The 15,515-nt window shown below is 61.4% G+C and carries 18 protein-coding genes; 15 read left to right on the top strand and 3 right to left on the bottom strand.

The window, feature by feature from the left end; genetic code table 11:
- Positions 1 to 151: 151 nt before the first annotated feature.
- From V6607_RS19435 to V6607_RS19405, 7 genes are all read left to right on the top strand, one after another.
- Positions 152 to 1,099, top strand: coding sequence for a branched-chain amino acid ABC transporter permease (locus V6607_RS19435; RefSeq protein ID WP_008436930.1), 948 nt, complete (start codon positions 152 to 154; stop codon positions 1,097 to 1,099).
- Complete coding sequence (locus tag V6607_RS19430) at positions 1,096 to 2,181, top strand: ABC transporter ATP-binding protein (protein ID WP_087694203.1); 1,086 nt, start codon at positions 1,096 to 1,098, stop codon at positions 2,179 to 2,181. The genes V6607_RS19435 and V6607_RS19430 overlap by 4 nt, the downstream gene beginning before the upstream one ends.
- Entirely contained in the window at positions 2,178 to 2,951 is a 774-nt protein-coding gene (locus V6607_RS19425) for an ABC transporter ATP-binding protein (protein ID WP_102369348.1), read from the top strand. Before V6607_RS19430 ends, V6607_RS19425 begins: the two co-directional genes overlap by 4 nt.
- Positions 2,944 to 3,660 carry an ABC transporter ATP-binding protein gene (locus tag V6607_RS19420; protein ID WP_003207970.1) on the top strand — a complete coding sequence of 239 codons (717 nt, stop codon included), beginning with the start codon at positions 2,944 to 2,946 and terminating at the stop codon, positions 3,658 to 3,660. Before V6607_RS19425 ends, V6607_RS19420 begins: the two co-directional genes overlap by 8 nt.
- Positions 3,661 to 3,726: 66 nt before the next feature.
- Positions 3,727 to 4,866 (top strand): branched-chain amino acid ABC transporter substrate-binding protein, encoded by a 1,140-nt coding sequence (locus V6607_RS19415; RefSeq protein ID WP_102369347.1) that lies wholly within the window; start codon positions 3,727 to 3,729, stop codon positions 4,864 to 4,866.
- A gap of 114 nt (positions 4,867 to 4,980) precedes the next feature.
- Complete coding sequence (locus V6607_RS19410; protein WP_003207973.1) at positions 4,981 to 5,472, top strand: L-2-amino-thiazoline-4-carboxylic acid hydrolase; 492 nt, start codon at positions 4,981 to 4,983, stop codon at positions 5,470 to 5,472.
- Complete coding sequence (locus V6607_RS19405; RefSeq protein WP_134326867.1) at positions 5,469 to 6,704, top strand: Zn-dependent hydrolase; 1,236 nt, start codon at positions 5,469 to 5,471, stop codon at positions 6,702 to 6,704. Before V6607_RS19410 ends, V6607_RS19405 begins: the two co-directional genes overlap by 4 nt.
- Positions 6,705 to 6,855: 151 nt before the next feature.
- Here V6607_RS19405 and V6607_RS19400 read toward each other — a convergent pair whose 3' ends face one another.
- Complete coding sequence (locus V6607_RS19400; protein ID WP_134326865.1) at positions 6,856 to 7,644, bottom strand: helix-turn-helix transcriptional regulator; 789 nt, start codon at positions 7,642 to 7,644, stop codon at positions 6,856 to 6,858.
- An 85-nt stretch (positions 7,645 to 7,729) separates the two neighbouring features.
- Here V6607_RS19400 and V6607_RS19395 point away from each other — a divergent pair, with 85 nt between their 5' ends.
- From V6607_RS19395 to V6607_RS19360, 8 genes are all read left to right on the top strand, one after another.
- A complete protein-coding gene (locus V6607_RS19395; RefSeq protein WP_087694198.1) occupies positions 7,730 to 8,728 on the top strand; it encodes a bile acid:sodium symporter family protein in 999 nt (332 codons plus the stop codon).
- Positions 8,729 to 8,816: 88 nt separating this feature from the next.
- Positions 8,817 to 10,007 carry a sugar transporter gene (locus V6607_RS19390; RefSeq protein ID WP_003207980.1) on the top strand — a complete coding sequence of 397 codons (1,191 nt, stop codon included), beginning with the start codon at positions 8,817 to 8,819 and terminating at the stop codon, positions 10,005 to 10,007.
- Between the two features lie 12 nt (positions 10,008 to 10,019).
- Positions 10,020 to 10,388 carry a hypothetical protein gene (locus V6607_RS19385; RefSeq protein WP_102605896.1) on the top strand — a complete coding sequence of 123 codons (369 nt, stop codon included), beginning with the start codon at positions 10,020 to 10,022 and terminating at the stop codon, positions 10,386 to 10,388.
- 87 nt (positions 10,389 to 10,475) lie between these two features.
- A complete protein-coding gene (locus tag V6607_RS19380; RefSeq protein ID WP_003207982.1) occupies positions 10,476 to 10,784 on the top strand; it encodes a hypothetical protein in 309 nt (102 codons plus the stop codon).
- Positions 10,781 to 11,209 carry a hypothetical protein gene (locus V6607_RS19375; RefSeq protein ID WP_003207983.1) on the top strand — a complete coding sequence of 143 codons (429 nt, stop codon included), beginning with the start codon at positions 10,781 to 10,783 and terminating at the stop codon, positions 11,207 to 11,209. Before V6607_RS19380 ends, V6607_RS19375 begins: the two co-directional genes overlap by 4 nt.
- Before the next feature lie 18 nt (positions 11,210 to 11,227).
- Positions 11,228 to 11,698 (top strand): hypothetical protein, encoded by a 471-nt coding sequence (locus V6607_RS19370; protein WP_102605894.1) that lies wholly within the window; start codon positions 11,228 to 11,230, stop codon positions 11,696 to 11,698.
- A gap of 435 nt (positions 11,699 to 12,133) precedes the next feature.
- A complete protein-coding gene (locus tag V6607_RS19365) occupies positions 12,134 to 13,687 on the top strand; it encodes a TerC family protein (protein ID WP_134326864.1) in 1,554 nt (517 codons plus the stop codon).
- A 79-nt stretch (positions 13,688 to 13,766) separates the two neighbouring features.
- Entirely contained in the window at positions 13,767 to 14,609 is an 843-nt protein-coding gene (locus V6607_RS19360; protein ID WP_087694193.1) for a PhzF family phenazine biosynthesis protein, read from the top strand.
- Here the strand turns inward: V6607_RS19360 and V6607_RS19355 are convergent.
- Positions 14,545 to 14,922: a thioredoxin family protein gene (locus V6607_RS19355; RefSeq protein WP_102369342.1), complete on the bottom strand. Its 378-nt coding sequence runs from the start codon at positions 14,920 to 14,922 to the stop codon at positions 14,545 to 14,547. The two genes, V6607_RS19360 and V6607_RS19355, sit on opposite strands and share 65 nt — an antisense overlap.
- Before the next feature lie 147 nt (positions 14,923 to 15,069).
- Positions 15,070 to 15,306, bottom strand: a complete 237-nt coding sequence (locus V6607_RS19350) for a hypothetical protein (protein ID WP_003207990.1) — start codon at positions 15,304 to 15,306, stop codon at positions 15,070 to 15,072.
- Positions 15,307 to 15,515 lie beyond the last annotated feature (209 nt).

Raw genomic sequence — 15,515 nt, 5'->3', positions numbered from 1 at the left:
GAGATGGCAAATAAAGAGCCATAAATGCCGTATTTATGGCGGTTATAGCGCTTTATGCGTTTGGCATAACCATATGAATTTCTGATATTTGATAAAAACAGAATAGATGCTTAGTGTGCCGCCCTCGTCAGTAGTGAGGTCGATGGTTTCCATGGATGCGTTTATCCAGCAGCTGCTCAATGGTTTGATGACGGGCAGTCTCTACGCGCTAGTGGCCTTGGGTTACACCATGGTCTACGGCATTTTGCGGATCATCAACTTTGCCCATGGCGATGTGTTGATGATTGGCGCTTTGGTGGGCCTCTCGGTGATTCGCCTGTTGCAGGTGACATGGCCGGCGATGCCGCCGGTGCTGGTGCTGCTGGCAGCCACTGTGATTGCCATGGCGTTCTGCGCGGTACTCGCGGTGCTGATTGAGCGGGTCGCTTATCGGCGCCTGCGCAATGCGCCGCGCCTGGCGCCATTGATCAGCGGCATCGGGGTGTCGTTGTTGCTGCAAACCGTCGCCATGTTGGTGTGGACGCGGAACCCGCAGATGTTCCCGCAACTGCTGCCGCTGGAACCGATTGAAGTGCTCGCGGGCGCTTCGGCGCATCCGGCGATCACCAACGCTACCGCCCTGACCACCATTGCCGTCGCACTGTCGGTAATGGTCGCGCTGCTGGTGTTGGTGGAACGCACACGCTTTGGTCGGGCCATGCGCGCCGTGGCCGAGAACCCGCAGGTGGCGAGCCTGATGGGCATCAACCCGAATCGCATCATCGTGCTGACCTTTGCCATTGGCGGCGCCCTGGCGGCATTGGCCGGAATCATGATGGCGAGCAACTACGGCAGCGCGCATTTCTACATGGGTTTCCTGCCGGGCATCAAGGCGTTCACCGCGGCCGTATTGGGCGGCATCGGCAACCTCAAGGGCGCGATGCTTGGCGGCCTGCTGCTGGGGTTGATCGAGGCCCTGGGTACCGGCTACCTGGGCGCTGCCACCCAGGGTGTGTTCGGCAGCAATTACCAGGATGTGTTTGCCTTTATCGTGTTGATCGCGGTGCTGGTGTTTCGTCCTTCGGGGCTGTTGGGCGAACGACTGGCGACCCGCGCATGAGTGTCCTGAATACCTCCCGCCAGCGCGCCAGCTTTGGCCTTGTATTGTTCGCCGTGGCGCTGGTGCTGGCGCCGTGGATTGTCGGGCATGCCGGCGGCAATACCTGGGTGCGCACCCTCGATTTCGCCTTGCTGTACATCATGCTGGCCCTGGGCCTGAACATCGTCGTGGGTTACGCCGGGCTGCTGGACATGGGTTTTATCGCGTTCTACGCAGTGGGCGCGTACCTCGCCGCATTGCTGTCCTCGCCGCATCTGTTGCAGCAATTCCCGGCGCTGATGGCGCTGCTGCCGGCGGGCATGCACACCTCGATCTGGTTGATCCTGCCCTTGGCCGCGTTGCTGGCAGCGGGCTTTGGCGTGTTGTTGGGCGCACCGACCTTGCGCCTGCGCGGCGATTACCTGGCCATCGTGACCCTGGGCTTTGGTGAAATCATCCGCATATTGCTGCGCAACCTGGATCGCCCGGTGAACATCACCAACGGGCCCAAAGGTATTTCCCAGGTCGACCCGGTCAACCTGCTGGGGATCAACCTCGGGCGCACCCAGGAGCTGTTCGGCCTGCGCCTGCCTTCGGTCTATCTGTACTACTACCTGTTCGCCGCGCTGGTGGTGCTGATCCTGTTTGCCTGCATTCGCCTGGAGCGTTCGCGCATCGGGCGGGCCTGGGTGGCGATTCGTGAAGATGAGGAAGCGGCCCAGGCCATGGGCGTCAACACCTTGCGCTTGAAGCTGCTGGCGTTTGCCATCGGTGCCGGGTTTGGCGGCGTGAGCGGGGCGTTGTTCGCCTCGTTCCAGGGCTTTGTCTCGCCGGAGTCCTTCACTCTCAATGAGTCCATCGCGGTGCTGGCGATGGTGGTGCTCGGCGGCATGGGCCATATCCCCGGGGTGATTCTCGGCTGCGTATTGCTGGCGGCGTTGCCCGAAGCCTTGCGCGCGAGCATGGGCCCGTTGCAGCAGGCGCTGTTCGGCCAGGTGCTGGTGGACCCGGAAATCATTCGTCAGTTGTTCTACGGGCTCGCGCTGATCCTGGCGATGCTCTATCGACCGGCAGGCCTGTGGCCAAAAGGAGTGGCGCGATGAATCAGCCGCTGTTGCAGATTGACCAGGTGAACAAGCGCTTCGGCGGCGTGGCGGCGCTCACCGACGTGAGCCTGAGCATCCAGCCTGGGGAGATCTATGGCTTGATCGGCCCCAATGGCGCCGGTAAAACCACCTTCTTCAACGTGATGACCGGCCTGTATACCCCGGATTCCGGGCGCTTCCAGCTCGACGGCGAGGACTACAAGCCGGCCAGCGTGCACCAGGTGGCCCAGGCCGGCATCGCCCGGACCTTCCAGAATATCCGCCTGTTCAACACCATGAGCGCGCTGGAAAACGTCATGGTCGGCCGCCATGTGCGCACCCGCAATGGCGTGTGGGCCGCCTTGAGTCGCCATCGTCGAGCCCGGGAAGAAGAAGCGCAAACCCGCGCCCATGCCCATCGCCTGTTGGCGTATGTCGGGCTGGCGGGGTTCGCCAATTACCGCGCCGACAGCCTGTCCTACGGTCACCAACGCCGCCTGGAAATCGCCCGGGCCCTGGCCACTGAACCACGTTTGCTGGCCCTCGACGAGCCGGCCGCCGGGATGAACGCTGCCGAGAAAGTGCAACTGCGCGGCCTGCTGGAAAAGATCCGCGACGACGGCCACACGCTGCTGCTGATCGAGCATGACGTGAAGCTGGTGATGGGGGTGTGCGACCGCATCAGCGTGCTCGATTACGGCCAGGTGATCGCGGTGGGCGCGCCTGCCGAGGTGCGCCGCGACCCGGCGGTGATCCAGGCCTATCTGGGAGCCAGCGCCCATGTCTGAACCTTTATTGAAAGTCGACGGCTTGCAGGTGCGCTACGGCGCCATCGAAGCGGTCAAGTCCCTGGATTTACACATCGGCGAAGGCGAGCGAGTGACGTTGATCGGTGCCAACGGTGCCGGCAAGACCTCCAGCCTCAAGGCCCTGACCGGATTGCTGCCGGCAGCGGCGGGGCAGATTCACTTCGCCGGGCGTTCGATCCTCGGCCAGGCGCCGGACCAATTGCTGCGCCAGGGCATTGCGATGGTACCGGAAGGACGCGGGATCTTTGCGCGCATGAGCGTCCTGGAAAACCTCCAGGCGGGGGCGTTCCTGCGCCGCGACAGCGAGCAGGTGAACCGCGAGATCCGCCAGTTGTTCGAGCACTTCCCGCGTCTGGAGGAGCGCCTGCAGCAGTCCGCCGGCCTGCTCTCCGGTGGCGAGCAACAGATGCTCGCGCTGGCCCGGGCGCTGCTCTCCAAGCCGCGCTTGCTGGTGCTGGACGAACCGTCCATGGGCCTGGCGCCGATCATGGTGGAGAAGATCTTCCAGGTGATCGACGACGTGTGCCGCCAGGGCATGACCCTGCTGCTGGTAGAGCAGAACGCCCGGCTCGCGCTGCAGGTCACCGACCGTGCCTATGTGATGGATACCGGGCGCATCAGCCTCACTGGCCCGTCCCATGAATTGCTCGACCACCCCGAGGTGCGCAGTGCCTACCTCGGTGAATGAATCAACCCTGACGCTACCGGACGCCCGGCGTGTTCCGACCAGCCCGTAAAGAAACAGGAACCACTGATGAAGACTTTCAAGCACACCCTAGTGATCGGCCTGGCCTTGAGCAGCCTGGCGAGTGCCATGGCTCAGGCCGACCAGACCGTATTGATCGGCCTGGCCGGGCCGTTGACCGGCCCGTCGGCGCGGATCGGCAAGGACCTGGAAAACGGCGCGCAACTGGCCATCGATGCGGCCAACGCCAAGCACCCGAAAATCAACGGCGAGGCGGTGACCTTCAAGCTGCTGTCCGAGGACGACCAGTCCGACCCGCGCACCGCCGTCACCGTGGCCCAGCGCCTGGTGGACGAAGGCGTGGTGGGCGTGGTTGGCCACTGGAACACCGGCACCAGCATTCCGGCGGCGCGGGTTTATCACGATGCAGGTATCGCGCAAGTCGCCCCGGTTGCTACCGGGCACGCGTATACCCAGCAGGGCTTCGACACCAGCTTCCGGATCATGGGCCATGACGACGATGGCGGCCAGGTGGCCGGCGACTATGCTTTGAACACCCTCAAGGCCCGGCGCATTGCGGTGATCGACGACCGCACCGCATTCGGCCAGGGCCTGGCGGACCAGTTCGTCAAATCCATCGAGGCCGGTGGCGCCAAGGTGGTATCCCGTGAATACGTCGACGACAAGACCATCGATTTCAGCGCAGTGCTGACCAATATCCGAAGCCAGAACCCGGACCTGATTTTCTTTGGTGGCGTCGATTCCCAGGCCGCGCCTTTGGCCAGGCGTATCAAGCAACTGGGCATCAAGGCACCGCTGATGGGGGCCGGTGGGTTTGTCAGCCAGACCTTCCTGCAACTGGCGCAGAACGAAGGCGAGGGCGTGATTGCCCTGGAGCCGGGCCTGGCGGTGGCGCAGATGCCGGGTGGCAAGGCGTTCGAGCAGGCTTACAAGGATCGCTACAAGGCGCCGATCGAACTGCACGCGCCGTTTGCCTATGACGGTGTCGGGGTGTTGGTGGCGGCGATCGAGAAGGCCGACTCGGTGGACCCGCAAAAGTACCTGCCGGTGCTGCGCGCCATCAGCTATCAGGGCGTGACCGGGACCATTGCGTTTGATGCCGAGGGCAATCTGAAGAAGCCGTCGTTCACCGTGTATGAGGTCAAAAGTAATCAGTGGCAGCCAGTCAGTGTGGCGGGCGGCAAGTAACAACCCACCCCTGTAGGAGCGAGCTTGCTCGCGAAAAATGTACAGTCAACGCAGCGATGCGCCTGGAATATCTTCGCGAGCAAGCTCGCTCCTACAGGTTTACGGAGGCACACAATGAGCAAGCTGGAAGGTGAACTGGGCATCCTGGCCCGGCGGCGGATCGAAGCCGAAATCATCAAGCCGATCTACGAGATCCTGGTGCGCGAGCAGGGCAAGGCCTTTGCGGCGGCGGTGATCGGCGAGGCGGTGGGCAATGCGGCGATCCAGGCCGGCAAGCACTTTGCCGAACTTGAAGAGCAGGGCGCCGACCTCAAGAGCTTTGTCGAGCTGCAAGTGCTCTGGGAAAAGGACGATGCGCTGAAGGTCGAGATCATCGCCAGCGACGCCGAGCACTACGACTATGACGTGAAGCGCTGCCGCTATGCCGAGATGTATCACGAGATGGGCCTGGGGGAGATCGGTCACCTGCTGTCCTGCAACCGCGACGAACTGTTTATCGTCGGCTACAACCCGGACATCAAGCTGACCCGCACCCAGACCATCATGGGCGGTGCCCATCACTGTGACTTCCGCTACCGGGCCAAACCCCAGGAGCCGCGTTCATGAACGACTTGGCGCGGGTCAATGGCGAGCGCCTGTGGGGCTCGCTGATGGAAATGGCGCAGATCGGCGGCACCGAAAAGGGCGGGGTCTCGCGCCTGGCCCTCACGGATGAGGACCGCCGCGGTCGCGACCTGTTTGTGCAATGGTGCGAGGCGGCCGGTTGCAGCATTCGGGTGGATGCCATGGGCAATATCTTTGCCCGTCGCGCCGGGCGCCAGGATCACCTGGCCCCGGTGCTGACCGGTTCCCATGGCGATTCCCAGCCGGCGGGCGGCAAGTACGACGGTATCTACGGCGTGCTGGCCGGGCTGGAGGTGGTGCGCACCTTGAATGACCTGGGGATTGAAACCGAGCGGCCAATCGAAGTGGTGAACTGGACCAACGAAGAAGGCTCGCGGTTTGCGCCGGCGATGATTTCCTCGGGGGTGTATGCCGGGGTGTTTGACCTGGAGTACGGCCTGTCCCGGGAAGACAAGGCCGGGATCACCATCGGCCAGGCATTGCAGCAGATTGGCTATGCCGGTGCGCATCCGGTGGGTGGCCAGGCGGTGCATGCGGCGTTTGAGCTGCATATCGAACAGGGGCCGATTCTTGAGGCACAGGGCCTGACCATCGGTGTGGTCACCGGCGCCCAGGGCCAGCGCTGGTATGAAGTGGAACTGAGCGGGCGCAGCGCCCATGCCGGGACGACGCCGATGGATCACCGGCTGGATGCGTTGCTCGGGTTTGCCCGGGTGGTGGAGGCAGTCAATCAGATTGGCCTGGAGCAGGGCGCCGAAGGGCGGGCGACGGTGGGCATGGCTAATATCTTCCCCAATTCACGCAACGTGGTGCCGGGGCGGGTGTTTTTCAGTGTGGAGTTTCGGCACCCGGATGAAGCGGTGCTGGGGTATCAGGATCGGCAGTTGCAGGCGGCGGTGGCGCGGATCGCCGAGGGGATTGGTTTGCAGCACAGCGTGAAGCAGATTTTCCAGTACGCGCCGATTGCCTTCGACCCTGAGTGTGTGGAGGTGGTGCGGGCTTCGGCGCAAGCGTTGGGGTATAGCCATCGCGACATGATTTCCGGGGCCGGGCATGATGCCTGCTACCTGAACCGGGTGGCGCCGACGGCGATGATTTTTGTGCCGTGTGTGGATGGGTTGAGCCATAACGAGGCGGAGGAGATTCATCCGCAGTGGTCGACGGCGGGGGCGGATGTGTTGTTGCAGGCGGTGTTGGCCAAGGCGCAACGCTAACGGGATCAACGCGGGACAAAATGTGGGAGCGGGCTTGCTCGCGAATGCGGTGGGTCAGTCAATACATGTGCTGGCTGAACCACCGCATTCGCGAGCAAGCCCGCTCCCACGGGGGCCCTGTTCTCTTTTTGAGGTCTTTGTTGTCTGATGGTCAGCGGAAGAACTCACCGGGTGTGGCGTCGAACTGCTGGCGGAAGGCATTTATGAAGGCCGAGGTGGATTCGTAGCCGCAGGCCAGCGCCACATCGGTCACGCGTTCGCCTTGTTCCAGGGCGGGCAGGGCGCTCAACAATCGCAGGCGCTGGCGCCACGCACGGAAGGTCAGGCCGGTGTCGCTCAGGAACAGCCGGCTGAGGGTTTTCTCGCTGACCGCCAGTTTCTGGCTCCACTGCCCCAGGGTGGTTTGCTGCTCCGGGTGCAGGTTCAGGCTGCGGTAAATCTGCCGCAAGCGGCTGTCGGCGGGTAGCGGCAACATCAGGTCGACCTGGGGCGCGGCGGCCAGTTGGTCCAGCACCACTTGGGCCAGCCGTCCATCCGGGCCATCCTCGGCGTATTCCACCGGCAATTCGCTGAAGCTGCGAATCAACTCGCGCAACAGGCTGCTCACCGCCAGCACCTGGCAGCGGTCGGCCGCCCAGGCGGTGACGCTGCAATCGAGGTACAGGCTGCGCATCTCGGTATGGGGCGAACTGAACACCCGGTGTGGCATGCCGGCCGGTATCCACACGGCCCGCTGGGGTGGCGCGACGAAGCGTCCTACGCCGGTCTGGATCTCCAGCACCCCGGATATTGCGTAGGACAACTGCACCCACGGGTGACTATGGCGGCGGGTCAGCGCGCGGTTGGGCAGCGATTCGGTGCGGCCATACACCGGCCTGGGCAGGCTGGAAAGCCCGGGCACGCTGCGGCGCACGGTTTTGTCATGTCCTTTTGGCGGCATTTACTGGCTCATTGGCGTTAGTCGGTAACAAGCCGTTACGTTAGAGTCGCGACGATGCTCTTGGCAACCCCTGGAAGATTGGCCTATGACCCGCCCACGCTTTTTACCTGACAACTTCACCCTGACCCTGGTGGCCACGGTGATCCTCGCGTCCCTGCTGCCCGCCAGCGGCCAGACCGCCGTGGCCTTTGGCTGGGTGACCAACCTGGCCATCGCGCTGCTGTTTTTCCTGCACGGCGCGAAACTGTCGCGCCAGGCCATTGTTGCCGGTGCGGGTCATTGGCGCCTGCACCTGCTGGTGTTCAGCCTGACCTTCGTGCTGTTTCCGTTGCTGGGCCTGGCGCTCAAGCCGGTGTTGTCGCCGCTGATCGGTAAAGACCTGTACATGGGCATGCTCTATTTGTGTGCGTTGCCCGCCACCGTGCAGTCGGCGATTGCCTTTACCTCGCTGGCCCGGGGCAATATCCCGGCGGCGATTTGCAGCGCGGCGGCGTCGAGCCTGTTCGGGATCTTCCTGACGCCATTGCTGGTGACGTTGCTGCTGAATGTGCATGGCGATGGCGGCTCCACCGTCGACGCGATCCTGAAAATCAGTGTTCAATTGTTGCTACCGTTCATCGCCGGGCAGATCGCCCGTCGCTGGATCGGCGAGTGGGTAGGGCGTAACAAATCCTGGCTGAAGTTCGTCGACCAGGGCTCGATTTTGCTGGTGGTCTACGGCGCCTTCAGCGAAGCGGTCAACGAGGGCATCTGGCACCAGATTCCGTTGTGGGAACTGGGTGGCCTGGTGGTGGCGTGCTGTGTGTTGCTCGCGCTGGTGCTGGTGGCGTCCACGGTGCTGGGCAAGGCTTTTGGCTTCAGCCAGGAAGACCGGATCACCATTCTGTTCTGCGGTTCGAAGAAAAGCCTGGCCACCGGTGTGCCGATGGCCCAGGTGTTGTTTGCCGGGGCGAGCATGGGGGTGCTGATCTTGCCGCTGATGCTGTTTCACCAGATCCAGTTGATGGTCTGCGCGGCGCTGGCCCAGCGCTATGCCAAGCGTCCTGAGTCGATTCCCGAGCTGATGGGGCAAGTCGATCCCTGAATCGTCGTGTTACTATTTTTTGCGCGCGGCTCAAGGCCCGGCATCGGGCCGGCTTGATCTGCGCGCAAACGAGTACGACGACCTGTCAATGAGCATTTCCGCCGCAACACCTCAAGCCAACTGGCAACCGGTCTTCGCTCTCGCGTTGGCCGCTTTCGTTTTCAATACCACCGAATTTGTACCGGTCGGCCTGCTGAGTGCCATCGGCGCGAGCTTCGACATGCCCATCGCCAGCGTCGGCCTGATGCTGACCATCTATGCCTGGATCGTGTCCCTGACCTCGCTGCCGGTGATGCTGCTGACCCGTAACGTCGAGCGGCGCAAGCTGCTGATCGTGCTGTTCGGCATGTTTATCGCCAGCCATATCCTGTCCAGCGTGGCCACCAGCTTTGGCATCCTGATGCTCAGCCGGGTCGGCATTGCGCTGTCCCATGCGTTGTTCTGGTCGATTACTGCCTCCCTCGCGGTGCGTTTGGCGCCGGAGGGCAAGCAGGTGCAGGCCCTTGGGCTGCTGGCTACCGGTACTTCCCTGGCGATGGTTCTGGGTATTCCACTGGGCCGCTTGCTGGGCGAAGCCATGGGCTGGCGCACCACCTTCCTGGTGATCGGCGCGTTTGCCGCCGGGCTGGTGTTCTGGCTGGCGCGCACCTTGCCGCTGCTGCCGAGCCAGAACTCCGGTTCGCTGCGCAGCTTGCCGCTGTTGTTCAAGCGCCCGGCGCTGGTGGCGTTGTATGTGCTGACGGCGATGGTGGTGACGGCGCAGTTCACTGCCTACAGTTATGTTGAGCCGTTTGTTGAAGGTGTTGCCGGTATGAGTGGCAATACGGTGACCCTGATCCTGCTGGTGTTTGGCGGCGCGGGGATCATTGGCTCGTTGTTGTTCAGTCTGGTGCATCGCTTTAATCCGCACCGGTTCCTGATCAGCGCGGTGACCATACTGGCGCTGTGCCTGGCGTTGTTGCTGCCGTTGAGTGGCGAGGTGTCGTACCTGGTGACCCTGAGTGTGTTCTGGGGCATGGCCATCATGGGTTTTGGCCTGGCGTTGCAATCGAAGGTACTGGTGCTGGCGCCGGATGCCACGGATGTGGCGATGGCGATGTTTTCCGGGATCTACAACATCGGCATTGGTGGTGGGGCGTTGATGGGCAGTTGGGTGGGCAGCCACTTTGGTTTTGCCTGGATCGGCGCGGCGGGCGGGTTGCTGGCAGCGGTGGCGTTGATTGGGTATTGCCTGGCGATTTATCGGTTTGGGCAGGGTGTGGCGCGTAGCCCTCTGTAGGAGGTAATTTTCATGGCAGTTCGTTTGATTAAACCGGCGGTATTCGCAGTGCTCGCCGGGTTTTCCGTGTTGTGGCTCAGCCCTGTGAGCCTGGCGGCCAGTTTTGACTGTGACCGGGCGAAGGCGCCTGACGAGAAAACCATCTGTGCCACGCGCTCCCTGAATGATCAGGACGTGACCATGGCGCTGCTCTATGACCTCAACCGGCACTTCATGGCCATGGGAGGGCGCGGTTCGTTGATGGATGATCAGGCTGTGTGGCTCAAGCAACGGCATACCTGCGGCGCCCAAGTCAGTTGCCTGAGCAAAGCCTATACGCAGCGGATTGCGATGTTGCGTAGCTTCATTGATGAGCGGGTGATGACGAAAGGGCCGTTCTGAATAACGGGCATAAACGTACAACGCCGGCTAAAGTCAGTTTTCTCAACAGAGTCTGAAAGCACATCAACACACCGCAGCAGGTTTGCCATGGACGAAAAACCAGACGCGTTACACATAGCGGAAATTCCCTACGAGACCGGTGAGGTTCGATTCAGGTATTCGCGTTACCTGTCCGAGGACGGCACGCAATGGATTCGACATGGGCTTTTTCGCGCCTACCACCCAAACGGCAACCTGGCTTCCGAGGGGAATTACGTGGATGGCGCCGAACACGGCGACTGGCGGGACTACCACGACAATGGACAGGTGGCGGCGCAGGGCGTTTATGAGCGTGGCCAGGAAGTTGGGCTGTGGTCGTTCTGGGATGCAGATGGATCTCTGGAGGAGTCCTCATGACCACTGAGCTTGCAGCGTCGCTGCACGAAGAGATCCAGTCGTTATGCAGTGCAGGTGATCAATTGGCCGATGACGGCCGTTATGAAGAGGCCATCGAGCAATACAACAAGGCCTGGATCTTGATCCCCGAGCCGAAAAATGATTGGGAAGCCTCCACCTGGGTATTGGCTGCCATCGCTGATGCATGCTTTTTATCCGGATTCAACGGCTCAGCCCGGGATGCCTTGGACTATGCGATGACCTGTCCGGGCGGTCTCGGAAATCCGTTTTTACATCTGCGCCTGGGGCAGGTTTTGCTGGATCAGGGCCACGATGATCAGGCCGCCGATGAATTGATGCGGGCATACATGGGCGCAGGGGCCGAGATCTTTGACAACGAGGATGGGCGCTATCTGCGCTTTCTTGGCACGCGGGCAAATCTCTAGACGCGAGGGCGGGTGTTGATGTCCACGTTGGCAATGATCCGGCAGCAATGTTTGCTTTTGAATGGCGCGCGCGCCGTTGAGCCTGGGTTTCTTGATGAGGTGCAGAGCCACCTTGGCCTGGAGCTTGCGGATGATTTTCGTGAGGCTGCCGAGTTCTTCGATGGCTCTGGAATCTACGTTTTGCCCTTGCACGCAATAGGGTGGGCGCCTGCGCCGAATGTCCTGGACGAAACCAGACGTCTTCGAGAGCGTGCCGGGCTTGCGCGGCAGTTTTTGGTATTAGCCCAGCCGCCGGCCAGTTTGATCGTGATGGATTGCTCGGGCGGAGGCGGTCGGGTGATTTGGTGTGATGACGTGGATGTGTGCCGCCTGGGTAGGGAGGCCTTGTTGACTGCGCCGGATTCATGGCCGACGTATACCGCGTTTCTTGAATACCTGATCAGTGAAGAGCAGCAAGATCGTGTTGATCTGCCCGACGATAAAGCTTGATGCTACGAGCCTGGCTGAAGTCCGGCGAGAGGGTGACGCGGAGCGTCACGGTATGCATTCCCACGCAGAGCGTGGGAACGATCAAATGCTCAAAATTTGTTATGGGCTGTCCCAACCATAGTGAAAAATTGTTGGCTCACGACATTCTCCCTAATATCAGAATGCTTGATCCTACAGATCTTGTAATAATTTTAGATTGTAGGAAATTCCCGTTTCGCCTGTACGATTCAAGTCCTTTTCCCACAACAGGACCTACATGAACACCCTCTCGGAGCCTCCCAGTCGTCTTTCCCCAAGACATTCACTGCCGCCGTTCCCGCTGATCGCCTGCCTCCAGGCCAGGCATCCCGTCTTCCGATTGCCTACCCTTACCCGGTCCCTCGACCGTGCGTTGCCGTGCCCGGCATTCTGAAAAACTTGAAGAGATACTGAAAAATGGAATGGTTAGCGGATCCAACGGCCTGGCTCGGCCTGTTGACTTTGATTGTGCTGGAGTTGGTGCTGGGCATCGACAACCTGGTGTTTATCGCGATCCTGGCGGACAAGCTGCCGCCGGAGCGGCGTGACCGTGCGCGTCTGATCGGTTTGTCCCTGGCGTTGCTGATGCGTCTGGGCTTGCTGGCAAGTATTTCCTGGTTGGTGACCCTGACCCAACCGCTGTTCGAGGTGTTCGACAAGAGTTTCTCGGGCCGTGACTTGATCATGCTGTTTGGTGGTGTGTTCCTGTTGTTCAAGGCCACCATGGAATTGCATGAGCGCCTTGAGGGGCATGTGGCTCAGCGCACTGGCAACGTGGCCTATGCGATGTTCTGGCCGATCGTTGCGCAGATTGTGGTGCTGGATGCGGTGTTCTCCCTCGATGCGGTGATTACCGCCGTGGGCATGGTGGATGAGCTGGCGGTGATGATGATCGCGGTGATCATTTCCATCGGCCTGATGATCATTGCCAGCAAGCCGCTGACCCGTTTCGTCAACGCCCACCCGACGGTGATCATGCTGTGCCTGGGCTTCCTGATGATGATCGGTTTTGCCCTGACGGCCGAAGGCCTGGGCTTCCACATTCCCAAAGGCTATCTGTACGCGGCCATCGGCTTCTCGATCCTGATCGAGCTGTTCAACCAGATCGCCCGGTCGCGCCGCAAGAAGTCGGCCCAGGGCACGCTGCCGAGGCGTGAGCGTACGGCCCACGCGGTGATGCGTTTGCTCGGCGGGCGTAATCTGGCAGTGGAGGAGGTGGGTGAAGAGGTCGCCGACCTGCTGGACAACCCCGATGCCAACGGCGGGCCGCTGTTCGACCGGCGCGAGCGGGTGATGATCAGTGGCGTGCTGCAACTGGCTGAACGCCCGATCCGTACGCTGATGACGCCTCGGGCGAAGGTGGACTCTATAGATCTGTCGGACGATCCCGACACTATCCGCCTGAAACTGATGCATTCGTCTTACTCGCGCCTGCCCTTGATCCGCAACGGTAATGTCGACGAGCCATTGGGCTTTGTGCACAAGAAGGAGTTGCTCAAGGAATACCTGGCCGGTAACGAGCCGAACCTGGAGCACCTGGCGCGCCGGGCGGTCAACTTGCTGGAGAGTTTTTCGATTCTCAATGCCTTGGAGCAGATGCGTCAGGAGTCGACTCACATTGCCTTCGTGATCAACGAATTTGGCGACTTTATCGGGGTGTTGAGCATGACCGACATCCTGGAGTCCATCGCCGGTGAGTTGCCGGATGCGAGTGAGGTCGAAGGCCCGGATATCGTCGAGGAGGAGGGTGGTTTTCGCGTCAATGGCGCCTTGAACCTCAACCTGATCCGCCAGCGCACCGGCTTCAAGGCTGTGGCGACGGAGGATTACCAGACCCTGGCCGGGCTGGTGATGAGCCTGCTGGATCGACTGCCGGTGGTCGGTGACAGCCTGGAACATGAAGGCTGGCGCCTGACCGTGGCGGCGGTGGAGGAGCGGCGGGTCACGCAGGTGTTGCTGGCCCCTCTTTAACGGGTGAATTTCATTCGACGCTGGGCTGGCCTTTGGATAGCATCGCCGCTCACTGAACCGTTAAGGAAGGGTTACCCGAATGACTTTGGACGTGCTTAAGATTTCTGCATTCTGTGACGGCAACCAGGGCGGTAACCCTGCAGGTGTTTGGATCGGTGACAGCCTGCCGGAAGCTGTAGAAATGCAGCGTATCGCCCACGAAGTCGGGTTTTCGGAAACCGTATTCGCCTGCCCGCAGGATGACGGCTGGCGCGTGCGGTACTTCGCGCCGGAGTCCGAAGTTGCGTTTTGCGGGCATGCCACCATCGCCCTCGGTGCGGCCTTGAGCCTGGCGCTGGGCGATGGCGAATTCCACCTGGCGTTGAACAATGGCGATATCTCGGTCAGCGGTCGCAGCGAAGGCGACCTGATCGAGGCCGCGCTGCAATCCCCGCCAACCCGCAGCGCACCGGCCAACGATGCCCTGGTGGACGCGGGCCTGACCCTGTTCGGTTACACCCGCAATGACCTGGACCCAAGCATTCCGCCAGCGATCATCCATGCCGGCATCTCCCACCTGGTGCTGGCGCTCGACAGCCGCGCCAAACTCAGCCAGATGCACTATGAACTGGAAGCCGGTCGCCGCTACATGACCGACGCCGGGCTGGGTACCGTGGTGCTGGTGTTTGCCGAAAGCCCGACACTGTTCCACACCCGCAACCCGTTTGCGGTGGGCGGCGTGTACGAAGACCCGGCCACGGGTGCCGCGACCGCTGCCTTTGCCGGCTACCTGCGGGACCTGGGCTGGCCGCACAACGGGCGCATCGACATCATCCAAGGCGAGGACATGGGCAGCCGTTCGCGCTTGCAGGCGCAGATCACCGATGAAAAGGGTGCCTCGATTCGGGTTTCGGGTACGGCGCGGTTGATGTTGGAGGACTGATTCTGGTCCTGGCGAACGTCTCCCTCAGCGTTTTTTCGTCGAACCCCTCCAGCTTATTGATCATCTTGCCATTCTGGAAAACCAGCAGGGTAGGCGTGCCGGTAACCTCGGGATGCCTAGGGGTTCGGGCAGTGTCGAGCACCAGGCTCTTCACGGAGCTGGCGTATTTCCCGGCAATCCGTTCAAACAGTGGCCCGGCTTCCCCGCAGGCCGGGCAGTGCTGCGAAACAAACAGCATGAACACCGTTCTATGCGTCTTGAGCAACTGCTGATACTGCTCGGCATCGGCAATCACCGCCGTTGCAATTCCCATGATGATCTCCTTGAGCGAAAGGCCTGGCCCACGCTAATCCCGGCGATCAAAACCGTCTACTGTCAAAACTAACAGGTACCCACCTCCAACTGGCCCATTGTGGCGAGGGAGCTTGCTCCCGCTGGGCTGCGCAGCAGCCCAAAGCCTTCAGCGCTCCGCCCGCTCCCGAGCCTTCTTCGCCAGCCCCACGCACTGCTTATAGTCACCCTGATCCTTGGCATCCTTGGCCCGACGATACCCATGATGATTCTGCGTGGTGTAGTTCGTACTGAACGCCGCCTTCAGCCTGACCAGCTCGGCCTTGCATTCGCGCCGGTCATCCTTGGCGAACACCTGGGTAGCAAACGCCAGCGACAACAACATAAGGACAAGACTGATCTTCATCTGAACGCGTTCCTTGGAGGGTCGATCATCTGCCAAGACTAGCCCAGCCACGGAATTCTTCCATCCGGCCACCGCACCGCTTTCGTGCACGGTAACGACCCGCCCCCGCACCCAAATGTGGCCTGTCACCCCGGTGTGTAGCCAACGGTAGCAATCTGATTGCAGCGGCTGGCCCAGTGCCTTATCGCTGATAAAAATCTATCCCGTTG

It is taken from the genome of Pseudomonas sp. KK18 (assembly GCF_037094675.1).
Taxonomy (GTDB): domain Bacteria; phylum Pseudomonadota; class Gammaproteobacteria; order Pseudomonadales; family Pseudomonadaceae; genus Aquipseudomonas.
The sequence above is the reverse complement of the archived record's forward strand: the minus strand, read 5'-3'. Positions and strand labels throughout refer to the sequence as shown.

What these genes read in the sequence shown, in the direction of transcription:
- V6607_RS19415 (WP_102369347.1), top strand. Translation starts at nt 3,727, where the DNA reads ATGAAGACTTTCAAGCACACCCTAGTGATCGGCCTGGCCTTGAGCAGC.
- V6607_RS19420 (WP_003207970.1), top strand. Translation starts at nt 2,944, where the DNA reads ATGTCTGAACCTTTATTGAAAGTCGACGGCTTGCAGGTGCGCTACGGC.
- V6607_RS19360 (WP_087694193.1), top strand. Translation starts at nt 13,767, where the DNA reads ATGACTTTGGACGTGCTTAAGATTTCTGCATTCTGTGACGGCAACCAG.
- V6607_RS19435 (WP_008436930.1), top strand. Translation starts at nt 152, where the DNA reads ATGGATGCGTTTATCCAGCAGCTGCTCAATGGTTTGATGACGGGCAGT.
- V6607_RS19430 (WP_087694203.1), top strand. Translation starts at nt 1,096, where the DNA reads ATGAGTGTCCTGAATACCTCCCGCCAGCGCGCCAGCTTTGGCCTTGTA.
- V6607_RS19425 (WP_102369348.1), top strand. Translation starts at nt 2,178, where the DNA reads ATGAATCAGCCGCTGTTGCAGATTGACCAGGTGAACAAGCGCTTCGGC.
- V6607_RS19355 (WP_102369342.1), bottom strand. Translation starts at nt 14,922, where the DNA reads ATGGGAATTGCAACGGCGGTGATTGCCGATGCCGAGCAGTATCAGCAG.
- V6607_RS19385 (WP_102605896.1), top strand. Translation starts at nt 10,020, where the DNA reads ATGGCAGTTCGTTTGATTAAACCGGCGGTATTCGCAGTGCTCGCCGGG.
- V6607_RS19375 (WP_003207983.1), top strand. Translation starts at nt 10,781, where the DNA reads ATGACCACTGAGCTTGCAGCGTCGCTGCACGAAGAGATCCAGTCGTTA.
- V6607_RS19405 (WP_134326867.1), top strand. Translation starts at nt 5,469, where the DNA reads ATGAACGACTTGGCGCGGGTCAATGGCGAGCGCCTGTGGGGCTCGCTG.
- V6607_RS19370 (WP_102605894.1), top strand. Translation starts at nt 11,228, where the DNA reads ATGTCCACGTTGGCAATGATCCGGCAGCAATGTTTGCTTTTGAATGGC.
- V6607_RS19395 (WP_087694198.1), top strand. Translation starts at nt 7,730, where the DNA reads ATGACCCGCCCACGCTTTTTACCTGACAACTTCACCCTGACCCTGGTG.
- V6607_RS19400 (WP_134326865.1), bottom strand. Translation starts at nt 7,644, where the DNA reads ATGCCGCCAAAAGGACATGACAAAACCGTGCGCCGCAGCGTGCCCGGG.
- V6607_RS19350 (WP_003207990.1), bottom strand. Translation starts at nt 15,306, where the DNA reads ATGAAGATCAGTCTTGTCCTTATGTTGTTGTCGCTGGCGTTTGCTACC.
- V6607_RS19390 (WP_003207980.1), top strand. Translation starts at nt 8,817, where the DNA reads ATGAGCATTTCCGCCGCAACACCTCAAGCCAACTGGCAACCGGTCTTC.
- V6607_RS19380 (WP_003207982.1), top strand. Translation starts at nt 10,476, where the DNA reads ATGGACGAAAAACCAGACGCGTTACACATAGCGGAAATTCCCTACGAG.
- V6607_RS19365 (WP_134326864.1), top strand. Translation starts at nt 12,134, where the DNA reads ATGGAATGGTTAGCGGATCCAACGGCCTGGCTCGGCCTGTTGACTTTG.
- V6607_RS19410 (WP_003207973.1), top strand. Translation starts at nt 4,981, where the DNA reads ATGAGCAAGCTGGAAGGTGAACTGGGCATCCTGGCCCGGCGGCGGATC.